This is a genomic window from Halomonas sp. Cn5-12 (assembly GCF_021532545.1).
Lineage (GTDB): Bacteria > Pseudomonadota > Gammaproteobacteria > Pseudomonadales > Halomonadaceae > Vreelandella > Vreelandella aquamarina.
The window spans coordinates 1-13,648 of sequence record NZ_JAKGAY010000050.1 but is presented as its reverse complement, the minus strand read 5'-3'; the positions used below and the strand labels follow the sequence as shown (position 1 = coordinate 13,648).

Sequence of the window (13,648 nt, the reverse complement as noted above, 5' to 3'; positions counted from 1 at the left end):
GCGAAGGTCAAAACCGGCATCACTGTCCCCGAGTTCGGGGTAAGTTAATGGCATGAGCCGTATACGTGGCCCGTATGTACGGTTCTGTGAGAGGGATGAGGCGGTAACGCCTCACCCTACTCGCTGTCGGTATTGGCTGCGCAGGTACGACCCTCCAATAGGGTGAGCGCCACGAGTCAATGTGCGCCTCGAATTTTTGATGAAAAGAGTGTCAAATAGAGCAGCGGTAGATAAAGACGTAAGAACGCTGGGGCACTCATCGGCACCGTTAGAGGAGAAGGGTATGCAGGCGATTGAGTTTGAGGCAGACATTCAAGACGGTATGGTTAAAATCCCGGACGAATATGGAGACTTAAAAAACAGACATGCCCGGATTGTGGTGCTGTATGAAAACAGCACATCAGAGCCGAGCGAGCCTGGGCCGTCATCCGGTCTCGATTTCTCGTCTGTCAAAGCGCCCACTCTGACAACCCAGGAAGGGGTCGAATATCAACGGAGCATGCGGGATGAGTGGTAACTATTTGCTCGATACAAACGTTTTTATCAACGCGATCGAGCGACAGCTATGCCTGCCGCCTGCCTATTACGCTTACTCCGTGATCACTGAGCTTGAACTGTTGGGATTCCCAGGTTGACCCCTTCAAGAAGAACAGGCTATTTCAGCTTTATTAGCCAAGCTGACACGCGTCGAGCTCAACCACTCGGTAAAAATAGAGACGATCAACACACGTCGTCATACTCAGATGAAATTACCTGACAGCATCATTTCTGCATCTGCCACGGTGACGCAAACAACATTGGTCACAGACGATGCCAAATTGGCAGCTAAGCACCCAGGCAAAGCTATGTCTTTGAATATGCTCTTGAGTTCTTAAGAGTAGATGTCGTCACCGAGATTGAATGATTCACGGTGGCCCAATCCAGGCGGCTAATCGCCGCCTTCGCGGATGCCTCATTTGCTCGTCCCTCGCAAGATTCGTTACGCCGCGCTACGGGTGTCACGTACTTGAGGTGGACTAATTTGTAGCGCGGCGTAAGCGGAGCGCACCCGCGAAGCACCCCGCCAGGGGTGCCGATGGTGGCATTAGGTTGAATGAATTACGGTGGTGATATCGAGGCGGCTGTCGCCATCTCACGAAATGCGTGACACTTACCTTAATCCCGCAGGCTCATAATCCGCCAGTTCCGTTCTTCAGCCACTTGGCGAAGGGTGTCGTCGGGGTCGACGGCAACGGGGTGGTCGACCTTCTCTAGCAGCGGGAGGTCGTTGTGGGAGTCGCTGTAGAACCACGCACCATCCATCGTGAGGTCTTGGGCTTCCAACCACGCTTGTAGGCGGATGACTTTACCCTCGCGGTAACTGGGCACGCCGTCAACACGGCCGGTATAGCGGCCATTGACCATTTCCGGCTCTACAGCGATTAAATTATCAACACCTAAGCGCTCGGCAATGGGGCCGGTAATAAAACGGTTGGTGGCAGTGATAATCAGCAATGTATCGCCTTTGGTGCGGTGGCGGGCCAGCAGCTCCTCGGCTTTGGGCAGAATATGCGGCTCAATTTTGCTCGCCATAAACTGCTGATGCCACGCCGCCAGCTGCTCCGGCGTGTTTTCAGCCAGCGGTTTCAGCGCCATTTCCAAAAATGCCGCCATATCCAGTGTGCCCGCGTTGTAATCGGCGAGAAAGCGCTCGTTGGCCTCGCGGTAGGCCACCGGGTCCACTGCGCCTTGCTCCACCAGAAACTCCCCCCAGGCATGATCGCTGTCGATGGATAGCAGCGTATTATCCAGGTCGAAAATGGCCAGACTCACGGCGCTCCCCTTATGGTTAATGTTGGACGTTGGTCGTCGGATACAAAGCGCCGGATTATCGCAGAGTCACCTAGGTTTCACCACTTAGCGTGATATTGTATTGATACGCTTGTCTCCCTTGTGGAAAAATGGGCATAACTGAAAATTTATGAAGGTGATGTCCGTGATCGACGCTGACGGCTTTCGCCCCAATGTTGGCATTATCATTGCCAATAGCCAGGGGCAGCTGCTTTGGGCGCGTCGTGTAGGACAAAATGCGTGGCAATTTCCCCAGGGAGGCATTAAGGCAAGCGAGACGCCACAACAAGCGCTTTTTCGTGAACTCCACGAAGAGATCGGCTTAACCGCCGACGATGTTGATATTGTCGCCTGCACCCGGGGCTGGCTGCGCTACCGTCTGCCACGACGCATGATTCGTACCCACTCAAGGCCAGTGTGTATTGGCCAAAAACAGAAGTGGTTTTTACTCAAAATTCGTTGCCAAGAAAACCGTATTTGTATGACGGCCACGCCCAAGCCGGAATTCGACGGTTGGCGATGGGTTAGCTACTGGTACCCGTTAGGGCAAGTGGTGCCGTTTAAACGAGAGGTCTATCGGCGTGCGCTAAGAGAGCTTTCTCCTCGCGTGCAGCGCTTGGCACAAGATAACGAAGGATAACGCGCGCATCATTGCAGGATAAAAGCAGTGTTAGCCCAGCCGGACAATCCCTCAGCGAGGCAAATAATAGTGAATAGGAAAACGTCCATGCTTGAGGTGCTGCGACGCGTTATTCAAGAAGTGAATGGCGCACGGAACCTCGACGCCGCGCTGTCGACCATGGTGCGCCGCATACGCAAAGCCATGCAGACCGACGTGTGCTCCTTTTATCTTTACGATAAAGAACTGGAGTCGTTGGTTCTGATGGAAACCATTGGTCTGCGTACCCAAGCCGTGGGTCGTGTCGTGTTGCCGCTGGGGGAAGGCCTAGTGGGGCTGGTGGCCAAACGCAGCGAGCCGCTCAACTTGGAAGATGCCCAGTCGCACTCCCATTTCCGCTACTTTGAAGCGACCGGTGAAGAGCGTTATTCAAGCTTTCTTGGGGTGCCGATTATCCACCAGCGCCACATGTTGGGGGTGCTGGTGGTGCAGCAGGCGGAAAAGCGCCGCTACGATGACGAAGATGAAGCCTTCCTGGTCACCATGGCGGCACAGCTTTCGGGCGTGCTGGCTCATGCCTTAGCCACCGGTAATCTCACTCGCCCCGCGCTACCCGGTGGCCAGGCGATGTTCAAAGGGGTCGCGGCCTCACCCGGCATGGCCATGGGCGAAGCCGTGGTGATCACTCCTCCCGCCGACCTCAATAGCGTTCCTGATCTTATTCCCAGCGACCAGGAGTACGAAATTGCCCGGCTAAAAGAGGCCATCGGCAAAACCCGCGATGAGATTCGTGCCGCTGCAGAGCGTTTGGTTAACCGGATCTCTTCCCAGGAGCTAGCGCTGTTCGACGTCTACCAACAGATGCTGGGCGAAGCGGCACTCTCCGAAGAGGTCGAAAAACGAATTCGGGAAGGCCAGTGGGCGCCGGGGGCGCTCGCCGATGTCGTTCGCCGCCATGTGCAATACCTAGAACGTGTCGATGATGACTACCTGCGCGAGCGGGCAGCAGATATTCGCGACCTGGGCCGTCGCGTGTTGGCGCATCTGCAAGAAGATACGCCTTCCACGCCGGAAACCTATCCAGACAACGCCATTTTAGTTGGCGATGAAATCAGTGTGGCCATGCTGGGCGAAGTGCCGCGCGACAAGCTAAAAGGATTGGTGTCGGTACGTGGTTCCAGTACGTCTCACGTGGCGATTGTCGCCCGTGCCATGGGCATTCCCACGGTATTAGGAATGGTAGACCTGCCGCTGCCACGCCTGAACGGTGCACCTGTGGTGCTAGATGGCCACCGGGGGCGGCTATTTGTGCGTCCTGCCGCCGAGCTGCAAACCCGCTACGCTAGCCTGATTGCCGAAGAGAAAGTGCTCAGCGAAGTGCTGGAGCATGAACAGGATCTGCCCAGTAGAACCCCCGACGGCCATGAAATGCCGCTGATGGTGAATACTGGCTTGGCGGTGGATGCCTCTGCACTGCTGAAAAGCCGCATTGGCGGGGTGGGGCTCTATCGCACCGAAGTGCCATTTATGATTACCGAGCGCTTCCCAGGTGAAAAAGAGCAGATGCGCATGTACCGCGAGCAGTTGAAAGGCTTTGCGCCGCTGCCGGTGGTGATGCGTACTCTAGATATCGGTGGCGACAAAGATTTGCCCTATTTCCCGATTGAGGAAGCCAACCCGTTCCTGGGCTGGCGGGGTATGCGCGTTACCCTTGATCACCCCGAAGTGCTGATGGTGCAACTGCGCGCCATGCTCAAAGCCTCCCACGATTTAGGCAATCTCTACGTACTGTTCCCCATGATTACTAACGTGGAAGAGGTCGATGAAGCTATTCGTCTTCTCGACCGCGCCATTTTAGAGTTGGGCGAGGAGAGTATTGCGGTAGAGCGGCCCAAAGTTGGGGTGATGATCGAAGTGCCCGCCACCATTTATCAAATGGATGCGCTGGCTAAGCGTGTCGATTTCTTCTCGGTGGGGAGTAACGATTTAACGCAGTACCTGCTGGCGGTCGACCGTAACAACCCACGGGTCTCTAGCTTGTACGACGCGCTACACCCGGCACTGCTGGGGGCGCTGCAAGAGCTCGCCCAAGATGCCAAGCGGTTAAATAAACCCATTTCGCTGTGCGGTGAGCTAGCGGGCGACCCGGCGGGCGCGCTGCTATTAATGGCGATGGGCTTTACTAGCCTTTCCATGAACGCCCCCAGCTTGCCAAAAGTGCGTGCCGCGATTCGTCGGGTCACGCTGGCCGATGCGCAAACGCTGCTCAAAGAGATCATGCGGCTGGATACGCCCGCACTGGTCCATGAGCATCTTAATAAACGGCTGGATGAGTGGCAGTTGTCGCACCTACTGCCCCCTCGTGATTAATAAGCTACTATCGTTGGCATAGCGCCGTAAGTGTCGTTTCGCCAGTAAAGCGCCCGAGCGGCCCAAAGCGCTGCTCAGTGATAGCCACATCGCCCCGGTGGCTAAGCGTCAGCCAAGTAGTCGCGCGGGTGCCGTACTGCTCGCCGACGATAAAAGCCGCTGAGAGCTGACGCTCAAGAGTAACGCCAACCCCCGTATCGGGTAGCAAGTGATCGGCGGCTTGCCCTGGGTTTTGCAGCGCCTGTCGCGTGGCGGGCCGCCATAGGTGATTATTACTACCCTGCATAGCGCAACGTACAGCCTGTAGTTTAGGCCAAGGTGTATTCAAACTGGCATTGGAAAGCCCATGAACCCCGGGCGGCACATTAACAAGGGATATGCCATCGCTTCCCCGGTGCAGGTGCCAGCATTGGTGGGTGGTAGCGACTAATAAATTAAAGCCAGCGTAGCGCTCGGCTTGGTGACTCGCCATGGTGTCTAGCCATGCGGCGGGGTTGTCACTGCTAAGTACCCCCGCCACCAGTTCGCCTCGGCTGGGCGCGTTAGGGGGCGTGGGTAAGGTGGTATCGCGTACGTTGGTAAGTGCCGCCACAATGCCGTATCGATTTGCTGCCAGCCATGTACCACCTGCTTCCAAGTCTCTGCCACCCAGCAGTGCTTTGTCGCTCCACGCACTCAGTGGGGCAGTAGGGCGTGTATGGAACTCATCACGATTACCCGCTAAGCGTAGAGGAGTGTGGCTATCGGGTGACCAACGAAACGTAATTAAACACATAAATGACTCATGATAGGCATTATTCGGGGCATACTTAAGTGGCGCGACATGACACACTTCCGGTGGAGACGTACACTGACTTTCGCACCGTGATTAATGATGCGGGCTATCTCTACTAGCCTAACGCCCTGCCAACTGGGACATCGCGAATGACACAACGCTATCAGCGAGAGCACTTCTGGAATGCCATTATCTGGCCAGTTCTATGGCCATTATTACTGGTTCAGGCCGCGCTTGTCCTGCTATGTGTGTTGGTAGGAGCCGTTATCTGGCTAATGTCACCCAGCCAAGCGTCATGGGCAACCACGGTGTGGCTAATGCTTGCCCTTCTGTTGGGCAGCTGCATGAATGTAGGCGTTTTTTTAATGTTAATCAAAGCGCGGGGCAAGTATAAGGACACACTCTTCACGCAGGGGCTTAGCGAGCTTGAGCAGCGTATTGACGAGCTGCGCAGGAGGGTGGCCCTTAACTCTTTACCAGCGCTTGTTGAGCCGAAGGCCGATGAACAGCCCTGCCAGCGGCTTACCCTGGCGAACGACCAGCTAGAAGGGGTTATTCGAACGCTTGATAAAGCGGGTCATGTGGTCACACAGGCTGGTCATGCTAGGAGTGACCAAGCGTTGTTGGATGACTTGCATCACCAGCAGAAGCAACTCAAACATTTAATGGCAGGCAGAGAGCGGGCAAGAGAGGAGTCTCGGCTTAAATCAAGCTACCTAACGTTGATGCAACGAGAAGCCGATAGCCTGTTTGAGCACCTTGGCAGCATGCTAACGGAGGATGCGTCTGAGACCAGCCGCCAGAACGTTACCCACCTGCGTGAACGCCTTGCTGATATCCGCTCACTATTAGCTAATTTCGTGCAGCAGAGTGTGAATGAGACAAGCAGTGACGATTTATCAGGGGGCGGTGAGCACCGGCCTCGCGTATTGGTCGTTGACGATGGGCCGGTAAACTTAATGCTGGCACGGCAAATGTTAGAGTCCCAGGGCCTTAAGGTGGAAGGTGTCAGTAGCGGTGAGCAAGCCCTAGAACGCCAGCAGTCCACTTTTTATGATTTAGTCTTTATGGATATTTTTATGCCCACTCTCGATGGGCTTGAGACGACTCGCCGTTGGCGTAAGTTTGAGCAATCAAATCAAAAGCAGCGCAGTGTGATGATTGCGTTGACCGCCAATGTCGATAACGCGGGCAGAGACACCTGCGAAGCCGCTGGAATGGATGACCTTCTAGCCAAACCCTATCAACCGGATACCTTGCATAGCATGATTAATAAATGGTTGCCTCACGCCCTGGAGAGGCCGAACCAATGACCTTTGCAGCCATTTTAGCCAGTTACTTGGCGCTAGGGGCAGTCGCTGGCACGATGGCCGGGCTATTTGGGGTTGGTGGCGGGATCATTATTGTTCCTGTGCTGGTGTTTGCCTTCGGGCTACAGGGCATTTCCCCTGAGATCACTATGCACCTTGCTGTTGGCACCTCGCTTGCCACTATCGTCATTACCGGCGCTTCTTCAGCCCTTGGGCATTTTCGTAAAGGTAGCGTGCATCGTGCTTGGTTTATGGCCTTGCTGCCCGGCTTAATGCTAGGCGCGATTGCTGGGGTGTTTATTGCTGATAACTTGTCGGGCACCGTGCTGGGTACGCTTTTTGGCGTCTTCGTACTTCTATTAGCTACCAAAATGGTCATCGGGCTTACGCCGAAACCCGGCACTATTGCCCCTGGAAAAGTAGCAATGACCATTGCGGGTGGCGTAGTTGGAGCGATTTCTGCGCTGTTCGGTATAGGCGGTGGTGCCATGACAGTGCCTTGGCTCTCTCGCTGCGGTGCCACTATGACACAAGCGGTGGGAACCTCTGCGGCCTGTGGCTTACCAATAGCAGCGGTAGGGGCGGTGACCTTTATCGTGGTGGGTTGGGGGAACCCGCACTTGCCTCATTGGGCAACCGGATTTGTTATGTGGCCAGCATTTATCGGTATCGTAGCCACCAGCGTGCCGTTTGCCCGTATTGGCGTGCGTTTGGCCCATGTGCTGCCTGCCGATGCACTGCGTTTCTGTTTTGCTGCTCTGCTCGCTGTGGTGGGATTACGCTTCATACTGGCGTAATGGCGCTCTGGCACACTGTAGCGTTTCTTTTATTTGATTAGAGAAAGTGAATGATCAACTACCCAACGATAGACCCTGTCGCGATTTCCCTAGGCCCGTTGCAAGTGCATTGGTATGGCCTAATGTATGTAGTTGGTTTTGTCGCTGCCTGGTGGCTGGGCTGTAAGCGCGCACCGCGTATCGGCTTAACTAAAGATGATATCGGCGATTTGCTCTTCTACTGTGCCATTGGCGTAGTCGCCGGTGGTCGCTTGGGCTACGCGCTGTTTTACGGATTAGAACAGTGGATGGCCGACCCGCTCTGGATCTTCCGCGTGTGGGATGGCGGCATGAGCTTCCATGGTGGCTTGATGGGCGTATTGCTGGCCGCCTGGCTATTTGCCCGCCGCAAGCAGTTGGCCTTCTTCACCCTCACCGACTTCATCGCCCCGCTCGTGCCGATTGGCCTGGGGGCAGGGCGCATCGGCAACTTCATCAACCACGAGCTGCCCGGCCGCGTGACCTCGCTTCCCTGGGGCATGCCCTTTCCCGGCATGGGCCCAGAGCCGCGTCACCCCTCGGCACTCTACGAAGCCGTATTGGAAGGCGCCGTGCTGTTCGTCATCCTCTGGTGGGTCTCGGCCAAACCTCGTGCGCGCGGGTTCATCTCCGGCCTGTTTCTGCTGGGCTACGGCGTCTTCCGCTTCATGGTCGAATTCGTCCGCATGCCCGACGCCCACATCGGCTACCTCGCCTTTGGCTGGTTCACCATGGGCATGCTCCTCACCCTACCCATGATTATTCTCGGACTCCTCCTGATGCTCTGGTCAAAAGGCAAGCCCATCGACGCCAAGGTTTGATTCGGATGTGGCGCTCAGAGCATCCACCTAAACCTGCCTGTGGGAGGCCAATTTCATTGGGCGACTGTCTGGGCAGGCACTTTTGCCTGCATCATCGCGAGCTAAAGCTCCCTTCCACCACCCTTAACATAGACGTTGCCTTTAGGGCGGCCTAGAATACAGCCTCATACTCGCTGTTAATCTGGAAACCTTGTGACTGCTACAACGCCTTCGCTTACCACGTCGAACGAATTGCCTGCGCTTGAACAGCCTTACCTGGACTTGATGCGCACTGTGCTCGAACAGGGCGTTGATCGCGGTGACCGCACCGGCACCGGCACACGTTCGGTCTTTGGTCATCAAATGCGCTTCGATCTTTCCCGCGGCTTTCCGCTGCTGACCACCAAGAAGCTGCATTTACGCTCCATCATCCACGAGCTGCTGTGGTTTCTGAAGGGCGATACCAACATCGGTTACCTGAAAGAACACGGCGTGCGTATCTGGGACGAATGGGCCGATGAAGAGGGCAACCTGGGCCCCGTATATGGCTATCAATGGCGTAGCTGGCCGCACCCCAAGGGCGGCAGCGTGGATCAGATTGCCAATGTGCTAGAGCAAATTCGCACCAACCCGCAGTCGCGGCGGTTAATTGTCTCGGCCTGGAACCCAGGCCAAGTGGATGAAATGAAGCTGCCGCCGTGCCACTGTCTGTTTCAGTTCTACGTCGCCAACGGGCGACTCTCCTGCCAGCTTTACCAGCGCAGTGCCGATATTTTCCTCGGCGTGCCGTTCAATATCGCCAGTTACGCGTTGCTGCTGAGCATGGTGGCCCAGGTCACGGGCTTACAGCCGGGGGAATTCGTTCACACGCTTGGAGATGCCCACCTGTATAGCAACCATCTAGAGCAGGCGCAGGAGCAGCTAACCCGCACGCCCATGCCACCGCCTAGGCTCGTGCTCAATCCAGAGGTCACGAACCTATTCGACTTCACCTTCGATGATATTCAGATCGAAAATTACGCGTCCCATCCGCATATCAAAGCAAAGGTAGCCGTATGAGTCAGCAAGCCACCGCCTATGAACCGCTGGTGCCCGTTGCGATGATCGTCGCCATGGCCAAGAATCGCGTCATTGGCGTCGATGGCAAGCTACCCTGGTACTTGCCTGAAGATTTGAAATTCTTCAAACGTATGACCCAGGCCAAGCCGCTGGTCATGGGACGTAAAACCTTCGCCTCCATTGGCAAGCCGCTGCCCAATCGTCTCAATATCGTCGTGACTCGGGATGCCCAGTTTAGTGCAGAAGGCACGCGCGTATGCCATGAGCTACCGGCTGCGTTAGCGCTTGCCGATCAGCAGGCGACAATCGAAGCGGCAGAAGAAATCATGGTCATGGGCGGCGGCGAGATTTACCGTCAAGCCTTACCGTTTGCCCAACGTCTCTACATCACGGAAGTCGATATAGAAGTGGAAGGCGATGCGTACTTCCCCGCGTTCTCGACGGAAGAGTGGCAAGAAGTTCAGCGAGTCGCCGGGCAGCCCGCAGAAGGGCAGCCAAATTATGACTTCGTCGTGTACGAGCGTGTCAGCGACTGATTTGGGTCAAAGGAGGGGGTTATGGCCGCCAGCGTACTGCATCTACTAGAAACGTTAGAAACACGGCTCGAACAAAACAAGGCCGAACTCATTGCGCTGCGCGAAGAGAATCAGCAGTTGAAACAGCAGCTAGCCGCGCTATCGACTCGCGCCTCAGGGGAGCCTACGGCATCGCCCGCTGAACACGAGACCGATGTCGCGGCGGCAGAAGAAGCGCCGAACGAAGCACCCGAGCACGTATCAGCGGCGGTCAGCGAGCCAGTAACGCCAGAAGCCGTCACGCAACCCTCGCCGCAAGCGTTATTGAAGCAGTGGTATCAGCGTTACCCACATGCCTTCTTCAAAGGGCACACCAAACCCTTGAAAGTGGGGATTCACCAGGATTTGGCCGAGCGCGAGCCTTGGCCGAGTAAATTGATCCGTCGGGCGCTAGCCAACTACGTCAATTTGCCGCGTTATATCAAATCCATGCGTGAAGGAGCAGAGCGTGTCGATTTAGATGGCCAGCCTGCCGGCAAGGTGGACAAAGAAGCCGCGAAACATGCCAGTGAGCGGCGACAAGAAGCGCCCACGAAAAAACGAATGGAGCGTCCGGCTCCCCCCGCGAAAAGTCGCACGAATAAAGCGCAGCCAGCCGCGAGTAACTCATCGCCAAACGATGAGAAGCTCCCCTCGAGAACGCCCGTTCCAGAAAAAATCGAGCAGAAAAAGCCGCTTAGCATGGAAGAGAAACTAAAAGGCTTGCAGCAAAAATTCGAAGGCCGCTGAGACCCGAGTCCGTGTTGTGGGTTCCGTAAAAAAACACAAATCGTAAAAAAACACTGTTTTTTTCTATTGCGTTTCCTGGAATCCCGGTATAGAGTTTGACCTGCGAGCATTGGACTATAACAAGGCTTTGTTGAGGACATGTCGCATACCACCGGGAAAAACCGGCGGATGAGAAAAAGAGCATGGCCCGCAAGCCACTTGCTGGCTTCTACGAAGGCCAGTAATAACGATCGAAACAGTAAGCTAGTTAAAGGAACCTATATCATGAAAAAGACACTTTTAGCGACTGCTGTCATTGGCGCCCTGGGTGCCTCTGCTGCCGCTCAAGCAGCGACTGTATATGACCAAGACGGCACTCGTCTGGACGTATACGGCCGTATCGCCATGGGTATCGAAGGTGGCGGCCCCGAGTTCAACTCTGATAACGAAGCAATCGACAACAGCGCTGAGTTCGTAGACGTCTTCTCTCGTCTGGGCCTGCGCATGAGCCAGGAAGTGACGTCTGACCTGACGGCTTTCGGTCGTCTAGAATGGCGCTTCGATGGTGATGAAAGCACCACCGACGGCGGTTTCAACGAACTTCGCCAGAGCTACCTGGGTCTGCAAAGCAAGCAGTACGGTACTTTCCAAGCTGGTAACTTTGACAGCTTCTACAGCCAGTTCGTATCTCAGCCGTTCGACGTTTACATCTTCGCTGATAGTGACCTAGAGTTCGCTGGTCATTCGAAGCAGTCTCGCGGCGACTCTATCGGTTACTACACGCCGGAACTCGACGGTTTCACTGCCTTCCTGCAGCTGAAGTACTACAGCGAGCGTGGCGCACTTGAGCCGGTTCGTGAAGAAGGCAGCGTAATTGCACCGCAAGGTGGTGTTCGTTACCAGCAAGGTCCGTTCACTGTAGGTCTGGGCTTCGTTGAAGACGTAGTTCGTGGCGGCGGTAACGGCGAAATGCTGGGCGGCCTGATCGGTTCTTACGACGTGAACGACCAGTTCTCCGTTCGCCTGGGCTACGAAGGCCGTGAGCACAGCGACGAAGGTTTCGGCAACGGTTACGACAAAGTTGGTCTGGGTGGTACTTACACCACTGGCCCGTGGGCGTTCACTGCTGACATCTACGATGTAAGCGAAGACGGTGCTGATGGCGATGACCGTACTGCATGGGCCCTGGGTTCTTACTACCGAGTCTCCAGTAACTTCGACGTGTTCCTGGAGCTGAACCAGCGTGACCAGCAGTCCATCGACGTCACCATCGGTGGCGGCGACGGCCCTGTTAGCGTTGAGCGCGCTGACGGCGACGACATTTACTACCTGACTGGCGCTCGTTACCACTTCTAAGCCTTGGTTAAACCAAGCTTAAAGTTGTAACACCTGTAGTAGATAATGAACCGGCCCCTTTTGGGGCCGGTTTTTTTATGGTGGTGCGCCAGGCATGGCGCGCAGCGCCAATTAGGCGCTATCCGGTCCGCCGTGGTGGTTGGCCGGATGACTTGGGGGTGAAAGTCCCCTACGGACCCTGATAGCGGGAACCGTTAGCTGAACAGCAAGGGTGTTCGTCGTGAGGCGGAATCTGAAGGAAGCTGTAGGCAAACTCCTGGCCCGACGAACAGGAACCGCATATGAGGCAGCCACATCTGGGCGAGAGGGCCATGAAACTCGAAGCCCAATAGCTATCCAGAAGATGTGGAAGTAGATGCGGCGGGTAGATGGGAGGAAGGTCGCGCGCCTTACCCTGGGAGGCCTGTTCGCCTGCCATTGGCTACCGACACCGTGAGGTGTCGGGATGGGCGAACAGGAGTCAGCAGAGGCCATAGTAGGCTCTTTAACCAAGAGCTGAAGGGCTGAACCTGTCACGAGCGGATAGTTGACCGCTTTCTGATGTGTACGAGCAGAAGCCTCCCCGGAGGGCTCTCGATAACTGTGTGGCGGGCCGGAAGCCCAACGACTGTCGAAGCGCTTAGAGCACACAGGCGGGCGGATTCAGCGGAACGAAGCTCAGTCCAATAGTGGATGACAGGAACCGCCGTGGTACGGATCCGTTTGCCCGGTGGTGTGAGAGGACGGGGGAGGCGACTCCCCCTCCTGGTATGGATTGACCCGTCAAGGGGTCGGTTGGCTTTACTACATGTGATTGTCCTCAATGCCTACGGCTCAGGAAGCGAGGGGCTATCAGCGACGGTGGATCTCTCTGGTATTCGTGGGTTGGGTACCGACCTGTCATCACTTCGTCGCGGAGCTACCCTGGTCTACAAGCGAGGGTCACTCCGCCCTGGAGGGCGGAGGCCTCATAGGAGGGTCAGGGGGTCTCCCACCGGCCCGACGCTCCCTGAGCCGTAGGCACTGGGACGCGAGGATCATGCGGTAGCCCGGCTGCCATGCGGCTTGCCCATGGCCTCACAGGCAATCGCCCACAGGAAACCAGCCAACTCACGCGCCACCGCGGTGGTGACCTGCTGCTTGGCTTTGCCCGTGGCGGACAGGCGACGGTAACGCCCGCATAAGCGCTTCTGCGCTTCCCAGGCGATCGCCTGCACCGTTGGCGAGGTCTTCTCGGCGCGCTGCTCAATGATTCGTGTCTTGCGGGCCGGGAAGCGGTAGCTCCAGGCGGCTTCCACCAACACCCGTCGCACGTGGCCATTGCAGGTCTTGGTGATACCGCCCTGCCGCCGGCTACCACCGCTCGAGTGCTCGCTGGGCACCAGCCCCAGGTAGGCCATCAGTTGGCGGGGCGAATCGAAGCGCGTGATATCACCGAGCTCCGCCAGCACC

13 protein-coding genes are annotated in these 13,648 nt (G+C 56.2%); 10 read left to right on the top strand and 3 right to left on the bottom strand.

Annotation, left to right across the window (positions count from 1 at the left end; genetic code table 11):
* The first annotated feature begins 283 nt into the window (after window positions 1-283).
* Window positions 284-517 carry a hypothetical protein gene (locus tag L1249_RS16575; protein WP_044630754.1) on the top strand — a complete coding sequence of 78 codons (234 nt, stop codon included), beginning with the start codon at window positions 284-286 and terminating at the stop codon, window positions 515-517.
* Window positions 518-1,155: 638 nt separating this feature from the next.
* Here L1249_RS16575 and L1249_RS16570 read toward each other — a convergent pair.
* Window positions 1,156-1,812: an HAD family hydrolase gene (locus tag L1249_RS16570; RefSeq protein ID WP_235253760.1), complete on the bottom strand. Its 657-nt coding sequence runs from the start codon at window positions 1,810-1,812 to the stop codon at window positions 1,156-1,158.
* A gap of 163 nt (window positions 1,813-1,975) precedes the next feature.
* Here L1249_RS16570 and L1249_RS16565 point away from each other — a divergent pair, with 163 nt between their 5' ends.
* Together L1249_RS16565 and ptsP are read left to right on the top strand one after the other, a co-directional pair.
* On the top strand, window positions 1,976-2,470 hold the full coding sequence (locus tag L1249_RS16565; RefSeq protein WP_009096477.1) for an RNA pyrophosphohydrolase: 495 nt from the start codon (window positions 1,976-1,978) through the stop codon (window positions 2,468-2,470).
* An 87-nt stretch (window positions 2,471-2,557) separates the two neighbouring features.
* Window positions 2,558-4,819: a phosphoenolpyruvate--protein phosphotransferase gene (gene ptsP, locus L1249_RS16560; RefSeq protein ID WP_235253759.1), complete on the top strand. Its 2,262-nt coding sequence runs from the start codon at window positions 2,558-2,560 to the stop codon at window positions 4,817-4,819.
* 7 nt (window positions 4,820-4,826) lie between these two features.
* On the opposite strand, the gene L1249_RS16555 is transcribed toward ptsP, so the two are convergent.
* Window positions 4,827-5,594: an NRDE family protein gene (locus tag L1249_RS16555; RefSeq protein ID WP_235253758.1), complete on the bottom strand. Its 768-nt coding sequence runs from the start codon at window positions 5,592-5,594 to the stop codon at window positions 4,827-4,829.
* A gap of 149 nt (window positions 5,595-5,743) precedes the next feature.
* Here L1249_RS16555 and L1249_RS16550 point away from each other — a divergent pair, with 149 nt between their 5' ends.
* From L1249_RS16550 to L1249_RS16520, 7 genes are all read left to right on the top strand, one after another.
* Window positions 5,744-6,907, top strand: a complete 1,164-nt coding sequence (locus L1249_RS16550) for a response regulator (RefSeq protein ID WP_172514641.1) — start codon at window positions 5,744-5,746, stop codon at window positions 6,905-6,907.
* Window positions 6,904-7,701, top strand: coding sequence for a sulfite exporter TauE/SafE family protein (locus L1249_RS16545; RefSeq protein ID WP_235253757.1), 798 nt, complete (start codon window positions 6,904-6,906; stop codon window positions 7,699-7,701). The genes L1249_RS16550 and L1249_RS16545 overlap by 4 nt, the downstream gene beginning before the upstream one ends.
* A gap of 50 nt (window positions 7,702-7,751) precedes the next feature.
* Entirely contained in the window at window positions 7,752-8,540 is a 789-nt protein-coding gene (gene lgt / locus L1249_RS16540) for a prolipoprotein diacylglyceryl transferase (protein WP_062375809.1), read from the top strand.
* Window positions 8,541-8,732: 192 nt separating this feature from the next.
* Window positions 8,733-9,578 carry a thymidylate synthase gene (locus L1249_RS16535; protein WP_044630811.1) on the top strand — a complete coding sequence of 282 codons (846 nt, stop codon included), beginning with the start codon at window positions 8,733-8,735 and terminating at the stop codon, window positions 9,576-9,578.
* Complete coding sequence (locus L1249_RS16530) at window positions 9,575-10,114, top strand: dihydrofolate reductase (RefSeq protein ID WP_058576379.1); 540 nt, start codon at window positions 9,575-9,577, stop codon at window positions 10,112-10,114. Before L1249_RS16535 ends, L1249_RS16530 begins: the two co-directional genes overlap by 4 nt.
* Window positions 10,115-10,135: 21 nt before the next feature.
* Entirely contained in the window at window positions 10,136-10,882 is a 747-nt protein-coding gene (locus L1249_RS16525) for a ProQ/FINO family protein (protein ID WP_235253756.1), read from the top strand.
* A 264-nt stretch (window positions 10,883-11,146) separates the two neighbouring features.
* A complete protein-coding gene (locus L1249_RS16520; protein WP_235253755.1) occupies window positions 11,147-12,217 on the top strand; it encodes a porin in 1,071 nt (356 codons plus the stop codon).
* A 1,016-nt stretch (window positions 12,218-13,233) separates the two neighbouring features.
* Here L1249_RS16520 and L1249_RS16515 read toward each other — a convergent pair.
* On the bottom strand, window positions 13,234-13,648 hold a 415-nt coding region (locus L1249_RS16515), incomplete at its 5' end, for a transposase (RefSeq protein WP_235253754.1).

Bases quoted from the DNA above. Each gene is read 5' to 3' on its own strand.
- L1249_RS16525 (WP_235253756.1), top strand. From the start codon at position 10,136: ATGGCCGCCAGCGTACTGCATCTACTAGAAACGTTAGAAACACGGCTC.
- L1249_RS16520 (WP_235253755.1), top strand. From the start codon at position 11,147: ATGAAAAAGACACTTTTAGCGACTGCTGTCATTGGCGCCCTGGGTGCC.
- L1249_RS16545 (WP_235253757.1), top strand. From the start codon at position 6,904: ATGACCTTTGCAGCCATTTTAGCCAGTTACTTGGCGCTAGGGGCAGTC.
- ptsP (WP_235253759.1), top strand. From the start codon at position 2,558: ATGCTTGAGGTGCTGCGACGCGTTATTCAAGAAGTGAATGGCGCACGG.
- L1249_RS16530 (WP_058576379.1), top strand. From the start codon at position 9,575: ATGAGTCAGCAAGCCACCGCCTATGAACCGCTGGTGCCCGTTGCGATG.
- lgt (WP_062375809.1), top strand. From the start codon at position 7,752: ATGATCAACTACCCAACGATAGACCCTGTCGCGATTTCCCTAGGCCCG.
- L1249_RS16575 (WP_044630754.1), top strand. From the start codon at position 284: ATGCAGGCGATTGAGTTTGAGGCAGACATTCAAGACGGTATGGTTAAA.
- L1249_RS16555 (WP_235253758.1), bottom strand. From the start codon at position 5,594: ATGTGTTTAATTACGTTTCGTTGGTCACCCGATAGCCACACTCCTCTA.
- L1249_RS16550 (WP_172514641.1), top strand. From the start codon at position 5,744: ATGACACAACGCTATCAGCGAGAGCACTTCTGGAATGCCATTATCTGG.